Here is an 18,134-nt window from a genome sequence, read left to right on the forward strand (position 1 = left end):
ACCTTTCATATGCATCAGACAAATTGGAAGCTTTGCTTCTGCTGCGACTTCGAGAGCACCAGGTTCTTGCAAAGATCGAATGTCATTGATCAAATCTGCACCAGCATCAATAGCTTGACGCATAACTTCCGCTTTACTGGTATCGACCGAAATCCACACATCGTACTTTTCACGAATGGCCTTGATTACTGGGACAACACGTCGAAGTTCTTCTTCTAAAGACACATCTGGCGCGCCAGGCCTTGTCGACTCCCCACCAACATCAACAATGCTTACACCAGCCTTTATCATTTTATCAACTTGAGCAAGGGCGAGTTCCATCGAGTTGTATTTACCACCATCCGAAAAGGAATCCGGAGTCACATTTAGAATGGCCATAACATGTGGACGGGAAAGATCTAAAGATTTGTTATTTGCTGTAATCATCATCATAAACACAAAAACCCCGAGATAACTCGGGGTTTATTATTATCAACACTCTTTATTCAGAGTCTTTCTTTTCAGGCGCTTCGCTAGAAGTCGCTTCTGAAGAGCTAGACTTCTCTGCATCTTTCGCAGCGTCCGTTGCTTCTTCTTTAACTTCTGGCTTTGCTTGAGGCTTCTCGCTGTCTTCAGATTTGCCAGTTGAGTTATCACTCCAACCCGCAGGCTCACGAATTTCAGCTTTGCGCTCCATTAAATCATCAATTTGACGAGCATCAATGGTTTCATACTTCATCAGCGCATCTTTCATCGCATGCATGATATCCATGTTTTCTTGAAGAATCTTCTTCGCACGGTCATAGTTGCGGTCAATGATCTGACGAACTTCATCATCAATCAGCTTCGCCGTATCGTCAGATACATGCTTAGTCTGAGTCACGCTACGACCAAGGAACACCTCACCTTCATCTTCTGCATACAGTAGAGGACCAAGCTTTTCAGAGAAACCCCATTGAGTAACCATCTTACGAGCAATATCAGTTGCACGTTCAATATCGTTTGACGCGCCTGTTGAGACTTTATCAGCACCGTAGATAAGCTCTTCCGCTAGACGACCACCGTACAAGCTAGAGATCATAGACTCTAGATGCTGGCGAGACATGCTGACACGGTCTTGCTCCGGTAGGTACATAGTCACACCCAACGCGCGACCGCGTGGAATGATCGACACTTTGTAAACTGGATCGTGCTCAGGTACTAAACGACCAACAATTGCGTGACCTGCTTCGTGATAAGCCGTTGACTCTTTTGTCTCTTCAGACATCACCATTGAACGGCGCTCGGCACCCATCATGATTTTGTCTTTCGCTAATTCGAATTCAACCATAGAAACGTTACGCTTGTTACCACGCGCAGCAAATAGCGCCGCTTCGTTGACTAGGTTTGCTAAATCAGCACCAGAGAAGCCTGGTGTACCACGAGCGATTAGAGAAGGCTCTACGTCACCTGCTAGAGGGACTTTACGCATATGTACTTTTAGAATCTGCTCACGACCACGTACATCTGGCAATCCAACCACTACTTGGCGGTCAAAACGACCAGGACGTAGCAACGCTGGGTCAAGAACGTCTGGACGGTTAGTTGCAGCGATTACGATGATACCTTCGTTACCTTCGAAACCATCCATCTCTACTAGCATTTGGTTTAGTGTTTGCTCACGTTCATCGTGACCACCACCGACACCAGCACCACGCTGACGACCTACCGCATCGATTTCATCGATGAAGATAATACAAGGCGCTGCTTTCTTAGCTTGTTCGAACATGTCACGTACACGAGATGCACCGACACCCACAAACATTTCTACGAAATCTGAACCCGAGATGGTAAAAAACGGTACTTTTGCTTCACCAGCAATGGCTTTCGCTAGAAGCGTTTTACCAGTACCAGGAGGACCAACCATTAACACACCAGTAGGAATCTTACCGCCCAGTTTTTGGAAACGGCTTGGATCACGCAAGTAGTCCACCAGCTCTTTCACGTCTTCTTTAGCTTCGTCACAACCTGCAACGTCAGCAAAAGTTGTCTTGATTTGTTCTTCGCTCATCATTCGAGCTTTGCTCTTACCAAAAGACATGGCGCCTTTACCGCCGCCGCCTTGCATTTGACGCATGAAGAAAATCCATACACCAATTAGTAAGATCATTGGGAACCAAGAAATGAAAATAGTACCAAGCAAGCTCTGCTCTTCTGGAGGCGTGCCCTGTACTTTCACGTTTTGGTTAATTAGGTCATCTAGAAGCTTTTGGTCATACACTGGCATGTAAGTGACCATTTTGGCACCGCCGCCACGACGAACAAAGCTAATTTCACCGTCTTTAAAAGTTGCTTCTTGAATCTGGCCTTGGCCAACTTCCTGTACAAACGTGGTGTAATCCACGGTTCTGCCATTGCTTTCTCCAGGGCCAAAGCTCTGGAATACCGACATCAATACGACGGCGATAACAAGCCACAGAATTAAATTTTTTGCCATGTCACTCAAGGTGTAAGCCTCTCGATAACTAATTGTAATTAAAGGTAGGGTACTACAGTTCATTCACTGTAGCTATAGTGTTAACACGCTCTCAAGAGAGCAAAATGGTTAACCTTTGTAACCAGTGGCTACAACAAAGACTTCTCGAGAGCGAGCTCGCGATGAGTCTGGTTTTCTAATTTTTACGGCTTTAAACATGTCTCGGACTTCTTTCACATACTGATCGAAGCCTTCCCCCTGGAAAACCTTTACGACAAAGCTACCATTAGGCGCTAGAACTTGTCGACACATATCTAAAGCCAATTCAACTAAATACATAGCACGAGGTTGGTCAACAGAGTTATTTCCCGCAATATTAGGTGCCATGTCAGACATTACTACGTCTACCATTGAAGGTTGGATTCTTTCTAACAAAGCTTCCAATACAGCATCATCGCGAAAGTCGCCTTGTAAAAAGCTGACACCCGCAATCGGGTCCATAGGAAGCAAATCACACGCAATGATCTGACCACTGTCTCCTACTATCTTAGCAGCATATTGAGACCACCCGCCCGGTGCCGCACCCAAATCGACGACTGTCATCCCAGGCTTTAACAATTTATCTTTCGTTTGAATCTCATCGATCTTGAAATAAGCACGTGAGCGATAGCCTTTTTTACGAGCCTCATTCGCGTATTTATCATCAAAGTGTTCTTTCAACCAACGACCAGAACTAGCCGAATGTTTTTGTTTACTCATTTTAATCCCAACAAGGCGCAAATTGGAGCTATTGTTTTAATAGGCGCTACCTATTACTCAATAAATTATAGTCTTCAGCAATAGATGGCGTTAAAATAGCTTTTTTCAACCCTTATTTTAAAGAAAATTGGCCGCGTAATGAACCTAAGCACCAAACAAAAGCAGCACCTTAAAGGCCTAGCTCACAGTTTAAAACCTGTCGTGCTAATGGGCGCAAATGGACTTACAGAAGCCGTGCTAGCAGAAATTGAAATCGCTCTTAACCATCACGAACTGATCAAAGTAAAAGTTGCTTCAGAAGATCGTGAAACAAAACAGCTAATCATCGACGCTATCGTACGTGAGACGGGCGCAGAAAAAGTTCAGACTATTGGTAAAGTGCTTGTGCTGTACCGCCAGTCTGAAGAGCGTAAAATCGAAATCCCTCGTAAGTAATTCTACTTACGTTGCTGAAGAAAAAAGGTCGCCATTGGCGACCTTTTTGCGTTTTATTGGAGTAACAAAATTACTCTCAACGACTTAGATGTATTCTACTCGATCGATTTCGAAGTCTTTCGCGCCACCCGGAGTTTGAATAGCAACCTCATCGCCTTCCATCTTACCGATCAAGCCACGAGCAATTGGTGAGCTTACTGAAATACGGCCAGCTTTAATGTCTGCTTCGTCATCACCAACAATTTGGTATGTTTTTTCTTCTTCGGTGTCGATGTCAATCAAGGTTACGGTTGAACCAAAAATAACTTTACCCGTGTTCTCCATCTTCGTTACATCAATTACTTGAGCAACTGACAGTTTGTATTCAATGTCACGGATTTGTGCTTCACAGATACCCTGCTCTTCTCGAGCGGCGTGATATTCTGCGTTCTCTTTTAAATCACCTAACTCACGAGCTTCAGCGATTGCCTCTGAAATTTGAGGACGTAGTTTAAGTAGACGATCGAGTTCTGCACGTAGCTTTTGCTCGCCACGTAGTGTCATTGGAACTTTTTCCATTTTATAACCTCAAGCCCAAATGGGTCTTTGGACAAAAAAAGCCCACCCTGCCATAGGGCTGGGTAGTGCGCTTAAAGATGTATTTCATTTAGTGTAAACAAACTCCCGGACGAAATCATCTTAATTCGAAAGGCTGTAAGACTATGCATTTTCGGCATAATGATATAAGTCACTTTTAGAACGATTCTAGAGTGCATCACTGTCGCAATTTGTTGAAAAACAACACTGTTCATTACACCAAAAACATCAAAAAAGATAAAAACTAATCAATGTCAGACGAATGTTATATCCGCAAAATATTATTTAAAACAAAAGGTTAAATCAAAAACCAGAACAATCGAACAGTGTTCATCGATACGATTTATATCATTTTACTAACTCATACGGAAACTTTAGCAGTAAAACATGTCCAGCGAGTTGTTAGATCAAAGGCTTACAAGGGCGAATTATACCGCTCATTGGCCGATTATAGACCAACAACTTGTGAGAGATTACCTCTCCCCCATACAACAATGATTATGGACAGCTAACTAGGACAAATAAGATGAAAAAGACTCTAATTGCTCTTTCTGTATCTGCAGCAGCTATGGCAACTGGCGTAAACGCAGCTGAACTTTACAACCAAGACGGCACTTCTCTAGAAATGGGCGGCCGTGCTGAAGCACGTCTATCTATGAAAGATGGCGACGCTCAAGACAAATCTCGCATCCGTCTAAACTTCCTTGGTAAACAGGAGATCAATGACAACCTATACGGTGTTGGTTTCTGGGAAGGTGAATTTGAAACTGCTCAAAACGGTACTGTAGACGGCGACGACAAGAGCGATCTAGAAACTCGTCTTGCTTACGCTGGTCTTGGTGGTGCTTACGGTGAGTTCGCATACGGTAAAACTGAAGGTGCACTAGGCGTTATCACTGACTTCACTGATATCATGGCTTACCACGGTAACTCTGCAGCAGACAAACTAGCTGTAGCAGACCGTACAGACAACATGATGGCTTACAAAGGTCAATTTGAAAACCTAAGTGTTAAAGCAAGCTACCGCTTCGCTGACCGTGTAGAACAAAACGGTGAATACTCTGACAACAAACAAGACGGCTACTCTCTATCAGCTATCTACGCTGTAGCAGACACTGGTCTTGAGCTTGGTGCTGGTTACGCAGACCAATACGATGCAAACGAGTACATGCTAGCTGCATCTTACACAATGTCTGATCTTTACTTCGCTGGTGTATTCACTGACGGCGAGAAAATGAAAGACTCAAACAACCGTAGCACAGTTGATTACACTGGTTACGAACTAGCGGGTGCTTACACGCTAGGTCAAACAGTATTCACAACAACGTACAACAATGCAGAAACTGACAACGAAACTTCTGCAAACAACTTCGCTGTTGATGCTTCTTACTACTTCAAACCTAACTTCCGCGGTTACGTTTCTTACAACTTCAACCTAATTGACGCTGGCGATAAGTTCGGCTCAACTAGCGGTAAGACAGTTGCGAACAAGATCGATGCTGAAGACGAGCTAGCTCTAGGTCTACGTTACGACTTCTAATTCCGGTCTTTGACTAGAATATCGAATGCCCGCTTCAAGCGGGCATTTTTTATACTCCATTTTAAGCCGCGCGCCTTTCTCTCATGTCTCATTCCTGATGACGTATAAAGCATTTCTTTAGTTACCTAGCATATTGAAAGGACTTGCGTATACTCAATCACATAACTCACCCTAGAAAGTATAATTATGCGTTTACGTTGGCCCTTGCTCATATTCTCTTCATTACTTTCTGCTTTTTCACAAGCGTACCCTCATCAAGAAGTGTTGCCGGAAGGCTCTCGCATCAGTTTAGTCGCGGAAAAACTCAGTGAGAATGCTGAACTTGACGGTGTTCATCCTACCGAACAACTGTTCCCACCAGCCAGTACATTAAAAATCGTCACAGCATTAGCAGCAAAGTTAGAGCTGGGTGATAACTTCCGCTTTCGAACCAAGCTAGAAGCGTCGAGCTCAGACGCAGTGATTTACTTTGTCGGCGATCCAACGCTCCAAACCAACGATTTAAAATCACTTCTTACCCTAGCCAAGAAAAATGGCTTAAAACGTATTGACGGTGACTTATGGCTCGATAACAGCGCATTCACTGGTTACAACCGTGCAGTGGGCTGGCCGTGGGATATCTTGGGAGTTTGCTACAGCGCTCCGGCATCGACCATCACACTCAATAACAACTGTGTACAAGCCTCTATCTATACACAAAAAGATGGTGGAACGCGGGTCTACGTACCAGAGCATCAACCTATTCGTGTCACAAGTACCGTAGAAACAGTTTCTAAAACCATTAAGAAAAGTCGTCATTGTGACTTAGGTTTAGTTGCAAATCCCGATAACAACTACAAGCTAACAGGGTGCTTGGTTGAAAGAGATAAACCATTGCCACTGAAATTTGCGGTTCAAGACCCTGAGCGTTACACCAGTCAAAGGCTGGCGGCTTTGCTCAAGGAGCTCAACATTGGGGTATCAGGAAAGATTAGGGTCGGTACGGCGCCAGAAAAGCAGCGAAAACTCATCGCAATGCATCAATCAAAAGCCTTACCAGACATTCTCGAAGATATGCTCAAAAACTCTGACAACTTGATTGCCGACACATTAACCAAAACACTTGGTGCCAAATTTTTCGTTCAGCCAGGCAGTTTTACTAACGGTACAGAAGCGATCAAGCAGATCATTTTCGCCAACACTGGTATTGATATTCGTAATGCGCGCCTAGAAGACGGCTCAGGACTTTCGCGAAATAACCGGATCTCCGCGACCAAGATGGCTGAAATGCTGCGCTATATTTGGAAGCATGAAAACGAACTCAAATTGATTGCCATCATGCCGAAATCAGGTGAATCCGGCACACTAAAGTACCGACAAAGTATGCGAAAACTTCCAATTAAAGGACAGCTGATCGCGAAAAGCGGCTCCCTCTACGGAACTTACAACATGGCCGGATATGGCTTGGATAAAAATGGTCAACCTAATACCGTTTTTGTTCAGTTTGTTTCTGACTACTTCCCAGAAAAAAGGGACGATAACAAACCTGTCATCGCCCCTATTACACATTTTGAGCAGCTTTTTTATAGTGATATTGTGAACTTTAGTCAGGAGATACCCAAGAAATAGTTCACCACATTAAAGTATATCCACATCCCTGAAATATCGACGATAGATGCAAGCACTGGACTCACCAATACCGCTGGGTCCATCTTGCAAGCTCGTGCAATAATTGGTAGCAGCCCACCTAATGTTGTAGAAATCGTTACTTGGATGAATAACGCAACCGCTATTGCCAATGCAATATCGGTAAGTTCAAAGCCCCCTGTTGATTGACCGGCACTAAATAACATAATGCGTCCAATCATCACGATAGCGATCGCTAACGCAATAAATAGAGCAACGCGGCTCTCTTTCCACAAAACTTCTAACCATTGGCGTTTTTTTAGCTCTCCAGTTGCAAGAGCACGAATCACCAAAGTTGCAGCTTGTGTTCCTGTATTACCACCAGCCGCAGCGATCACAGGCATGTACACCGCAAGCAAAACGAGCTGGCTAAGGGTGTCCTCATACTGAGCAATGATCAAACCCGACACAATCCCTAAAAGGGCCAGTGCAATGATCCACCCAATACGCTGCTTCACGTGCCCCAAAACACTAGTTGATAAATAACCATCAGGTGTATCAACTTCAGACATATGCAAACCCAATTGGTGAGCATAATGACGTGCGCGTTTGTCATGGCCTGCTTGCTCAAGTTGAGCAATAAGACTATTCACATAACCGACAGAGCAATGCTGTAAAATACCTACCGCCTCATCAATCGGCATGATCGTAAGCAAATAGACTTGTTGCTCTTGCTCATACTGCAAAAATGCATTGCGAGCTGCACCAATTTCTACTTCAGAAAAGTTTGGTGTTGTTTCAATAAAAGTGTTGTTCATTACCGTCATGGCGAATCTCCCGATTGGCATTGGTAACGACCATCGACAAGGCACGCAAAGTCAATCTTGCATACTTAAAGTCATACAACAATTAAGATGCACAGAGAAAACCAATGCGGATGCACTGTCTATTCAGAATGTATGAAGGAAATAACGAGAAGAAAATTAGAAAAGATGCCTCACCACTTAGGTAAGGCGGAGATCGCCAATACCGAAGCGGGTTATTTCGCTCCCTTGCTCTTACTCACCCAACGACTGGGAGGATGGTCGGTATTGTTCATGTAAATCTCCGATAACGCAACCATTATTGGCTGCGCAAGTATAGTAGCAAAGTTCAACATGTTTGGAAGTTTTACTTTGTCTTTTTCGCTAAATTTTTATACAAAAAAGCGCCCATCAGGCGCTTTCATTTGCAGCGGTTATTGATTACTGAATGGTAATACGTGCAAATTTACGTTTGCCTACTTGGAACACGTAAGTACCCGCTTCTGGAGCAAATTTGCTGTCCGCAATTTTTTCACCATCCATCTTCACAGCGCCCTGCTTAACCATGCGCATCGCATCTGACGATGATGGGCATAAGCCCGCTTCTTTCAACAGATTGCTCACTGGGCGACCTGCATCAAAATCAAATTCTGGCATTTCATCAGGAATTTGATTCTTCGCAAAACGGTTTACGAATTCTTGCTCTGCCGCATCTGCATCAGCTTCACTGTGGAAGCGAGCAATAATTTCTTTTGCTAGCAATACTTTGATGTCACGAGGGTTTTTGCCCGCTTCTACATCAGCTTTGAATTGAGCAATCTCTTCCAGAGGACGGAAAGATAGCAGCTCGTAGTAGCTCCACATTAGGTCATCAGAAATAGACATGATTTTACCAAACATTTCGCTTGGCGCTTCGCTGATACCGATGTAGTTGTTTGCTGACTTAGACATCTTCTTCTCGCCATCAAGGCCCACTAGAAGAGGCATCATCAGTACAACCTGTGGTTTTTGACCGTGAGACTTTTGCAGTTCACGACCCATTAGCAGGTTGAACTTCTGGTCAGTACCGCCAAGCTCAACGTCAGTTTCCATTGCTACTGAGTCCCAACCTTGTAGAAGTGGGTACATGAACTCATGAATAGCAATTGGCTGACCACCCGCGTAACGCTTTTTAAAGTCATCACGCTCTAGCATACGAGCAACAGTTTGGTTTGCAGCAAGACGAATCATACCTTCTGCACCAAGCTCAGATAACCACTCAGAGTTGAACTGAATCTTAGTTTTTGCAGGGTCTAGAATTTTGAATACCTGCTCTTTGTAAGTTTCTGCATTACGCAATACGTCTTCTCGGCTTAGCGGTGGACGTGTTGTGTTTTTACCTGTTGGGTCACCAACCATTGCAGTGAAGTCACCAATTAGGAACGTCACCTCATGACCTAGCTCTTGGAACAAGCGAAGCTTATTGAAAATAACCGTATGACCTAGGTGAATATCTGGAGCCGTAGGATCCGCACCCAATTTAATACGTAGAGGACGGTCTTCTTTTAGTTTTGCGATAAGCTCTTCTTCTGGAATCAGCTCTTCAACACCGCGCTTAATCTCGGCTAGTGCAGCTTCAATGCTCGCCATTCTTGTTCACTCCCACAGATTTGGCAAAAATATAATAGCTGAACATATTACTTGAATAGCGATGCATTTTGAAACACGTTAGACTAGGTAGTTGTCAATTTTTCCGTTTAATTTAGCAATCAAGTACCTCATGCATTCGATTTTTGTCCGACTTCCACTCTTGCACAAAGTATTGATCGGTTTTTTTAGTGCGCTGATTATCTTCGCGCTCTTCTTTTTACCTGATCCGCAAGACCTAGACCCGCAGCAGAGCCGATTAAAAGTTGGTCAACATTATCCTGTGCCAGTTTCCCTAGAACTCAGTGCACTAAACAGTTCGTCTCCAGCGTCCTCCGCTGTACTGCGTTGGGAAACGTACAAAGTGAAAAATGGTGAGAGTGCCGCCATCTTGTTTAGTCGCGTGGGGCTTTCTGCCCGCCTATTGCATGAGCTTGTCTCATCAGACAAAGAAGTGGAAAAGCAATTAACCCGACTTCGACCTGGCGATCGATTGCAATTCGGTTTTGATGAAAACAACGACTTAGTACAGTTAAGAAGAACATTAAGCGCATTCGAAACTTTTCGTATCACGTTAAAAGACGGCAAATACGTCTCAGAAGTCGATAAAAAAGAAGTCGACTTCCAGTACAACTACGCTGAAGCCACCATCAAATCAAACTTTTGGAATGCGGGAATATCTTCTGGATTAAATGGTAACCAAATCATGGAACTGGCTGGCATATTTGGTTGGGACATCGACTTTGCTTTAGATATTCGTAAAAACGACAGCTTCCGAGTGCTTTACCAAGAGGAAGTGGTAGAAGGTGAAGTAATCGGTCGTGGAAAAATCATTGCTGCGATCTTTAAAAACCAAGGCGATACCTTCACCGCAATACTGGATCAGAAAAGTGGCAAGTATTACGACGAAAATGGACGAGCAATGAAAAAAGCGTTCTTGCGCGCGCCGTTGGATTTCCGTCGAGTTTCGTCTAACTTCAACCCACGCCGCTTACACCCTGTAACGGGACGCGTTCGTCCTCATAGAGGCACGGACTATGCTGCACCTGTGGGCACCCCGATTTGGGCGGCTGGCGATGGTGTCGTTCAAAAATCGTCTTACAACAAATTTAATGGTAACTACGTTTTCATTAAACATAGCAATACTTACATTACCAAGTACCTGCACTTAACTAAACGTACAGTACGAGCTGGTCAACGCGTTAAGCAAGGTCAAACCATTGGTACGCTTGGCGGAACAGGTCGTGTAACAGGCCCTCACTTGCACTATGAGTTCCTTGTGAATGGTGTCCACAAAAACCCGCGTACGGTGAATTTGCCACAGTCTAAATCCCTAACAGGCAAAGCAAGACAAACTTTCATGGCAAACGCAAAAATTAGCATGGACAAACTTGAGCGCTACAGCAAACTGTTAGCAATGAAGTAAATTGATATATTGAAAAGGGCAGATCAGCTGCCCTTTTTGTTTCTTCAATATCATCACGATGAAGCTTACTTTTCGGAGTGATGCTCTCTCCCGAGCATGAGCAAGCATGGTGTCAGAACCAGTGTTAGCAAAGTCGCAAACGCCAATCCACCCGCGACAGCCGTCGCAAGTTGAGACCACCATTGAGTGCTTGGCGCGCCAAATTCCACTTTTTGGTTAACTAAGTCGATGTTCATTTCTAGCACCATTGGCAATAAGCCTAGTATGGTGGTCACCGTCGTGAGTAAAACGGGTCTTAAACGCTGCACACCTGTACGCAAGATCGCCTCAGATTTCTCTAAGCCACGTTTACGCATCTGATTATAAGTATCGATTAATACGATGTTGTTATTCACAACAATACCTGCAAGCGCAATCACCCCTATTCCCGACATGATGATGCCAAATGGCTTTTGGAAAATAAGCAATCCAGCAAAGACCCCAACGGTAGAAAACAACACAGCACTGAGGATTAAGAAAGCTTGATAAAAGCTATTAAACTGCGTAATTAAAATCAGAGCCATCACACCAAGCGCGACAATAAAAGCATTTTGTAAGAATGCTGATGAGTTTTCCTGCTCTTCATTTTGACCCCGAATCTTATATTCAATGCCTTCCGGTAAGTCGAGCTGTTCCATTCCAGCGGCAATCTTCGGTAGCTCAAGAGCCAAATTGTAACCTTCCACCATATCCGCTTTAATATTGATAACTCGATGACCGTCGACCCGACGAATGGTGTCTTGCTTATGATCTGGTTTGATTTGAGCAAAATTCGTAATCGGTACCAGACCAGCTGCCGTTTTCACTCTCAGTTGGTCAAATCGACCAATATCGCGCTTATCTTGTGGATAGCGTACCAATATATCGACTTCTTCATCCGCATCATCGGGCAAATAATCGCCTATTTTCAAACCGTTTGTAACAAACTGAACAGTATTCCCGACTAAGGTCGCATCCGCTGCAAAGCGAGAGGCGTCATCTCGCTGGATACCAATTTGCCAATCAATCCCTTCCTTATTAGTGGTATCACTCAAATTGGTCAGTGCAGGATTACCATCAGCCCAGTGTCGGACTTGTTTGGCCGCTTCATCTAACGCACTAACACTCAAGTTTCGCGATGACACTTCAATCACGAGATCATGCTCAACAGGCGGTCCTGCGTCCGGGAATTTATATTCAAGTTCAACACCATAAAAGCGATCTGTGGTCTCTTTTAGTTCCTCAATAATGGTTTTCACTTTGCGTCGATACTGCCAATCCACAGGAGTTATTTGAATCTGGCCAATCTCGTCCCCATTATCGCTCGACCCCGTGCGCGTGTAGACACTTTCAAACTCGTCATGACCGAGCATCACCTTCTCGATTTCGCACATAACAACATCTTTTTCGTGAATAGACAGGTCACCATAAGAACGAACTTTAACGGTAAAAAAGGCAGGGTCCACTTCAGGGAAAAACTCTGCACCCAAGCCAGCTTTGTTGTAAGTGAAGCCGACACCTGCCGCTAGCAGTATCGCGCTGAGTAAGACTTTCCATGGATGACGAATCGCTACCGACAGAGTCTGGTAATAAAGCTTGGTAATGCCTGTCGCTTTTTCAAAGTTGCCGTTATGCAGCTCAACCATTTCTCGCTGAGCTTTCTGATTGACTACTTGAGGCTTGCCAATGATCCCACCGATGACAGGAACGAACAGTAGAGCCATCATCAGCGAAGCGGCCAAAGTAGCAATTAAAGTAAGTGGTAAGTACTTCATGAACTCACCAGTAATGTCTGGCCAGAAAAGTAACGGAGCAAACGCAGCCAATGTGGTTGCAGTGGATGCGGTAATTGGCCATGCCATCCGCTTTGCTGCATCTCGATAGGCTTCTTTACGAGGTGTACCCTCTTGCATGCGCCTATCCGCAAACTCTGTCACCACAATGGCACCATCCACCAACATGCCCACCGCCATAATTAAAGCAAACAGTACGACGATATTGACCGTAAGCCCAAATACCGATAACACCAACAACCCAGTCAAGAACGATCCCGGAATAGAAATACCTACGAGAAGCGCGGTCCTAACCCCCAATATGGCAATAATGACGATAACTACGAGGATAATTGCGGATAAGATATTGTTTTGTAGATCACTGAGCATCAATTTGACATCGTCGGATTGATCCCAAGTGTATTTAACTTGCAAATTGTTGGGCCACTCGGCACGCTTCTGTCCCTGAGCCAGTACTTCTTTGACCAGCTCAACCGTTTCAATGATGTTTTCCCCTGCCCGTTTTTTTACGTCCAAAACGATGGCAGATTCGCCATCTAAACGAGCAAAACTTTCAGGATCGCGAAATGCACGTCGTACTGTCGCCACATCGCCAAAAGTGATCACCTCTTTGCCATTCACTTTGATTGGCAGTTCAAGCACATCTTTCAGTGAATCAAAAACTGATGGGACTTTTACCGAAAAGCGTCCATACCCAGTATCGACAAACCCCGCTGCCACAACTCGGTTATTCAAGGCAATTAAATTATAGATATCCGCTTGATCGAGACCGTAGCTTTCCATCAATAGCGGATCGACAACTATTTCCACGATATCTTCGCGATCCCCTGCGATTTCAACCTCAAGAACCTGACGGAAACTTTCCAAACGATCACGTAACGTTCTGGCAATCTGAACAATGGTTCGCTCTGGTACGGTGCCATAGAGCACAACGGTCAACACAGGCTCTTCAGATGCAAACGTGACTTCGTTTACCGTCGGCTCATCACTGTCCTCTGGTAACTTTGGCTTCGCAAGATCAACCGCATCACGCACATCTGCCATCGCTTTATCAAGATCCACTCCGACACTAAATTCCAGCGTCACCGAAGCATGACCTTCTGATGCCACAGAGGTCATCTCTTTTACGCCTTCAATTGAACGCAGCTCTTGCTCTATTGGTCGAACCAATAAACGCTCGGCATCGACAGGAGAAATGCCTTGATGTCCAACAGAAACATAAATGATCGGAATGGTAATATCAGGGCTCGATTCCTTGGGGATTGTGACGTAAGTAATGACACCGGCAATTAATATCATCACCAACAATGTCAGCATAGTGCGAGCGCGAGATAACGCAGCATCAATCAGAGTGTACATAGGTGCTCCTTACTGCTCATTAGCCGCTTCAATAACTACGTCATCAACTTTATTGGCCAGTACTTGATCACCATCTCGCACAAAACCTTGTCCCAGCACGATAATGTCTACACGCTCTCCTAACCCAGAGAGCCACACACCATCATCCTCGGCCTTAACGAGTTGAATTGGAACAAACTCAACATGCTCATTACGCAGTGTTTTAACACCTAAATTACCTTCTTCATCGAGTGCTAGCATTGCAGCCGTAATCTTTACCGCCAACACTTCACTCAACGGCAGCTGTACTTCAGCGCTCATACCAGCAGGAATTCTTGCGTCTTGATTATCAATTTCGATTTCAATTGGAAACGTATTAGTAGAAGCAGAAGAAACACGTCCAATGTAGCGTACACGACCTTGATGATGCTGTTGGTTAATGGTTCTTACGTCGGCTTCTAGGCCTTCCTTAAGATATTGTATATGCCGTTCACTGACATCGGCTTCAATCACTAAAGTATCCAAATCAATGACCGTCGCAATAGGATCGCCAATCCCGACAAAATCACCTAACTCAACAAAGTGGTGATCTACGATGCCATCAAATGGCGCTTTAACCTCAGTATTTCTTAAAGCCGTTTGCACGTTACTCAAATTCGCACGTGCATCTACCAACGCTGCTTGCGCTGTCGCAAACGCAACCTCACCTTGCAGTCCGCGACTTTTTAGCGATTTAGCTGCATTAAACTCTTTTTCTTTAACCAACAGCATCGCTTGGGCCCGTTTAAGTTGAATGCCAAGGTCGCGCTTATCGATGTTTGCGATCACTTGTCCCTGTTTGACCGCTTGGCCTTTCTTTATGTTAAGACTGACTATTTTACCGGCAACTTCGGCGCCAAGACGCGCTTGACGATTGGGCGCTGTTCGTCCATACAATTCAATGGTTTTACTGGTAGGTTCGGCAAGAAAAGTATCAAACATCACCTTTGCAAGTGGTGTCGTGTTCGTGGATGTTGAAGAGTTAGGATGATCATCTTGTGCTTTGAGTTGGCCGATGGTTAGCCATGCAACAAGAAGTAAGACGAGGATAAGAGATACCAACCAAGGGCGCTCGACAATTCGGCGTCCAAAAGAAAGTCCAGACATATAAAGTCCTTTTTATTATTTCTCTGCATATTCTGCGAGAGCGACTTTACGTGACATCCTTCTACGTAAAGTTCAGGCAGCCACTGGCTGCCTGATTGGTGTTAATTACACACTAAACGATGCACCACAACCACATGTTGTTGTTGCATTTGGGTTGTTTACAAAGAAGCGCGCTCCTTCTAACCCTTCTGTGTAGTCAACAATTCCGCCAACGAGATATTGCAGACTCATAGGGTCTACAACCAGTGTTACACCACTGTTTACGATTGTCGTATCGCCTTCGTTTACATTTTCATCAAAAGTAAAGCCGTATTGGAAGCCGCTACAGCCGCCACCAGTAATGTATACGCGCAGTTTCAATGCAGGGTTTTCTTCTTCAGCAATCAATGCTTTAACGCGAGATGCTGCTGCGTCAGAAAAAGATAATGGTACGTTTACTTCGCTCACGAAGACCTCTCTCACTCGTGTAATGCGTCAAGCCTGAAGCAAGACGTCAAATTTGTGCTAATTGAGACGATTATCCAATACCTGACAAACTCGTTCAAGTATTCACCGCCGATTCTTTATAACAGATGCGGATATATAAGATTACACTGCGAAACAACACATAAATTAAGCAAAACGTTTCTAACTTGATTATAGCTAGGTACAATGCGCTCCACTTGGTCCGAGCAATCAAAAGAGGATAACCCCATGACCAAATCATCAGAGCTGTATCAAAAAGCTCAGCAAACCATCCCTGGCGGTGTCAATTCACCAGTTCGTGCATTCAACGGCGTTGGCGGCTCTCCGCTATTTATCGAACGAGCAGACGGTCCACTGATTTTTGATGCCGATGGTAAAGCGTACATTGATTACGTTGGCTCTTGGGGTCCAATGATTCTTGGCCACAACCACGCGGTTATCCGCGAAGCCGTCATTGACGCAGCACAACGTGGCCTCAGCTTCGGTGCGCCAACAGAACTTGAAATCGCGATGGCAGAGTTAGTTTCTGAACTTGTTCCATCAATGGAGCAAATCCGCATGGTAAGTTCTGGTACCGAAGCGACTATGAGCGCGATTCGCCTTGCACGTGGCTTCACTGGTCGCGACAAGATCATGAAGTTTGAAGGTTGTTACCATGGTCACGCAGACAGCTTACTAGTCAAAGCGGGCTCTGGTGCACTGACCCTTGGTCAACCAAGCTCTCCTGGCGTTCCTGCAGATTTTGCTAAGCACACGCTAACAGCAACATTCAACGACCTAGATTCTGTACGCGAGCTATTCGCTGCTAACAAAGGCGAAATCGCTTGTATCATCGTTGAGCCAGTTGCAGGCAACATGAACTGTATTCCACCAGTGGAAGGCTTCCACGAAGGTCTACGTGAAATCTGTGATCAAGAAGGCGCGCTACTAATTTTTGATGAAGTTATGACAGGCTTCCGTGTGGCACTTGGTGGCGCACAAGCGCACTACAACATCAAGCCAGACCTAACGACACTGGGTAAAGTGATCGGTGGTGGTATGCCAGTGGGTGCTTTCGGTGGTCGTAAAGAAGTAATGCAATACGTTGCGCCAACGGGTCCGGTTTACCAAGCGGGTACGCTTTCTGGCAACCCTGTCGCAATGGCTGCAGGCTATGCATGTTTGAACCTTCTAAAAGAAGAAGGCAACGAAAAACGCCTAGCTTCAAAAACCAAACAACTAGCAGATGGCTTTAAGTCTCTAGCAGAGAAACACGGTATTCCTCTGGTTGTGAACCAAGTGGGCGGCATGTTCGGCTTCTTCTTCACTGACCAAGAAAAAGTGACTTGCTACGAAGACGTAACGAAGTGCGATGTGGAACGCTTCAAGCGCTTCTTCCACTTAATGCTCAAACACGGTGTCTACCTAGCGCCTTCAGCGTTCGAAGCGAGCTTCACTTCCCTTGCTCACGGTTCAAAAGAAATCGATGCCACGCTAGAAGCGGCTGACCGCTGTTTTGCAACTCTTGCAGAAGAAGCAAAATAATCGCTTAAAAGCTGCGATAACTAATTTAAAAAAGGACCATCACGGTCCTTTTTTATTGCCAATTCAATATAACCAATACTGCTAAAACACCAATAACAATGCCAAACCACGGTATTCGTTTGGCTTTTTTCTCGGTTTGACACTTTTTATCACCGTTGCAACAACCCATACTTCATCTCTTGATTGATAACCGACTGATTTGTGGTCATTATAACAAGGTATATTGCTCTGCTCTAATTCGGCATTGTCATAAGCTTGAAAGAGTTAAGAGTGCAAAGTAATAAAGGTTCAACGCCATCTTTGAAGGCGCAAACCGTAAACGTCACCTGTAAGTTGGACTAATCTCATGCCAAATAATGTAAAAATAACGTCGAGTCACCGAGTGCTAATGGTCGCTTTGCTCGCCGCTGCTTTTGCTTGCTACTTATTGGTTGAGCCATACATCAATTCCATTGTGATGGCTTTTATCATTTCTTTGCTCATGTTTCCGGTACACGAATGGTTTGAGCGAAAAATTCCCAAGCACCCCAATATGGCCGCACTGCTGTCATGTGTCGTCTTGACGTTTATTATCGTTATCCCACTGCTATTTGTGTTTGCAGCCATTGTTCAACAAGGCTCTGTTTTTTCACAAAATACGTACAAC

15 protein-coding genes are annotated in these 18,134 nt (G+C 44.7%); 6 read left to right on the forward strand and 9 right to left on the reverse strand.

The features are described 5' to 3' along the window. From folP to rlmE, 3 genes are all read right to left on the reverse strand, one after another. The coding region (gene folP / locus CAG69_RS03175; protein ID WP_161442697.1) for a dihydropteroate synthase at positions 1–429 on the reverse strand (429 nt) is incomplete at its 3' end. A 52-nt stretch (positions 430–481) separates the two neighbouring features. After that, positions 482–2,455 carry an ATP-dependent zinc metalloprotease FtsH gene (gene ftsH, locus CAG69_RS03180; protein ID WP_053809231.1) on the reverse strand — a complete coding sequence of 658 codons (1,974 nt, stop codon included), beginning with the start codon at positions 2,453–2,455 and terminating at the stop codon, positions 482–484. Positions 2,456–2,563: 108 nt separating this feature from the next. Next, on the reverse strand, positions 2,564–3,193 hold the full coding sequence (rlmE, locus tag CAG69_RS03185) for a 23S rRNA (uridine(2552)-2'-O)-methyltransferase RlmE (RefSeq protein ID WP_005388985.1): 630 nt from the start codon (positions 3,191–3,193) through the stop codon (positions 2,564–2,566). Between the two features lie 138 nt (positions 3,194–3,331). Between rlmE and yhbY the strand changes: the two genes are divergently transcribed. Then, complete coding sequence (yhbY, locus tag CAG69_RS03190) at positions 3,332–3,628, forward strand: ribosome assembly RNA-binding protein YhbY (RefSeq protein WP_005380066.1); 297 nt, start codon at positions 3,332–3,334, stop codon at positions 3,626–3,628. Positions 3,629–3,712: 84 nt separating this feature from the next. Here the strand turns inward: yhbY and greA are convergent, their stop codons facing one another. Further along, positions 3,713–4,186 (reverse strand): transcription elongation factor GreA, encoded by a 474-nt coding sequence (gene greA, locus CAG69_RS03195; RefSeq protein ID WP_005380065.1) that lies wholly within the window; start codon positions 4,184–4,186, stop codon positions 3,713–3,715. Positions 4,187–4,730: 544 nt separating this feature from the next. Here greA and CAG69_RS03200 point away from each other — a divergent pair. Together CAG69_RS03200 and dacB are read left to right on the forward strand one after the other, a co-directional pair. After that, entirely contained in the window at positions 4,731–5,744 is a 1,014-nt protein-coding gene (locus CAG69_RS03200) for a porin (protein ID WP_161442689.1), read from the forward strand. Positions 5,745–5,930: 186 nt separating this feature from the next. Continuing rightward, entirely contained in the window at positions 5,931–7,352 is a 1,422-nt protein-coding gene (gene dacB / locus CAG69_RS03205; protein WP_161442691.1) for a serine-type D-Ala-D-Ala carboxypeptidase, read from the forward strand. On the opposite strand, the gene CAG69_RS03210 is transcribed toward dacB, so the two are convergent. Next, entirely contained in the window at positions 7,331–8,176 is an 846-nt protein-coding gene (locus CAG69_RS03210) for a magnesium transporter (protein ID WP_161442693.1), read from the reverse strand. The two genes, dacB and CAG69_RS03210, sit on opposite strands and share 22 nt — an antisense overlap. A 417-nt stretch (positions 8,177–8,593) precedes the next feature. Next, positions 8,594–9,781, reverse strand: coding sequence for a tyrosine--tRNA ligase (gene tyrS / locus CAG69_RS03215; RefSeq protein WP_012841441.1), 1,188 nt, complete (start codon positions 9,779–9,781; stop codon positions 8,594–8,596). A 130-nt stretch (positions 9,782–9,911) separates the two neighbouring features. Between tyrS and CAG69_RS03220 the strand changes: the two genes are divergently transcribed. Continuing rightward, the gene (locus CAG69_RS03220) at positions 9,912–11,204 is read left to right on the forward strand and encodes a peptidoglycan DD-metalloendopeptidase family protein (protein ID WP_065645536.1); all 1,293 of its coding nucleotides are present in this window, start codon (positions 9,912–9,914) and stop codon (positions 11,202–11,204) included. A gap of 65 nt (positions 11,205–11,269) precedes the next feature. Here the strand turns inward: CAG69_RS03220 and vmeK are convergent, their stop codons facing one another. The 3 genes from vmeK to erpA all read right to left on the reverse strand — a co-directional run bounded on the left by vmeK (position 11,270) and on the right by erpA (position 15,946). After that, positions 11,270–14,374: a multidrug efflux RND transporter permease subunit VmeK gene (vmeK, locus tag CAG69_RS03225; RefSeq protein WP_161442695.1), complete on the reverse strand. Its 3,105-nt coding sequence runs from the start codon at positions 14,372–14,374 to the stop codon at positions 11,270–11,272. 9 nt (positions 14,375–14,383) lie between these two features. Then, complete coding sequence (locus tag CAG69_RS03230) at positions 14,384–15,499, reverse strand: efflux RND transporter periplasmic adaptor subunit (protein WP_005380030.1); 1,116 nt, start codon at positions 15,497–15,499, stop codon at positions 14,384–14,386. A 105-nt stretch (positions 15,500–15,604) separates the two neighbouring features. Next, positions 15,605–15,946, reverse strand: coding sequence for an iron-sulfur cluster insertion protein ErpA (gene erpA / locus CAG69_RS03235; RefSeq protein WP_005380031.1), 342 nt, complete (start codon positions 15,944–15,946; stop codon positions 15,605–15,607). 246 nt (positions 15,947–16,192) lie between these two features. Between erpA and hemL the strand changes: the two genes are divergently transcribed. Together hemL and CAG69_RS03245 are read left to right on the forward strand one after the other, a co-directional pair. Then, positions 16,193–17,488: a glutamate-1-semialdehyde 2,1-aminomutase gene (gene hemL, locus CAG69_RS03240; protein ID WP_012841437.1), complete on the forward strand. Its 1,296-nt coding sequence runs from the start codon at positions 16,193–16,195 to the stop codon at positions 17,486–17,488. 346 nt (positions 17,489–17,834) lie between these two features. After that, positions 17,835–18,134: AI-2E family transporter (locus CAG69_RS03245; protein WP_443087622.1), on the forward strand; the 300-nt coding region annotated here is incomplete at its 3' end.

The organism is Vibrio sp. V43_P6S15P86 (genome assembly GCF_009904725.1).
Lineage (GTDB): Bacteria > Pseudomonadota > Gammaproteobacteria > Enterobacterales > Vibrionaceae > Vibrio > Vibrio diabolicus.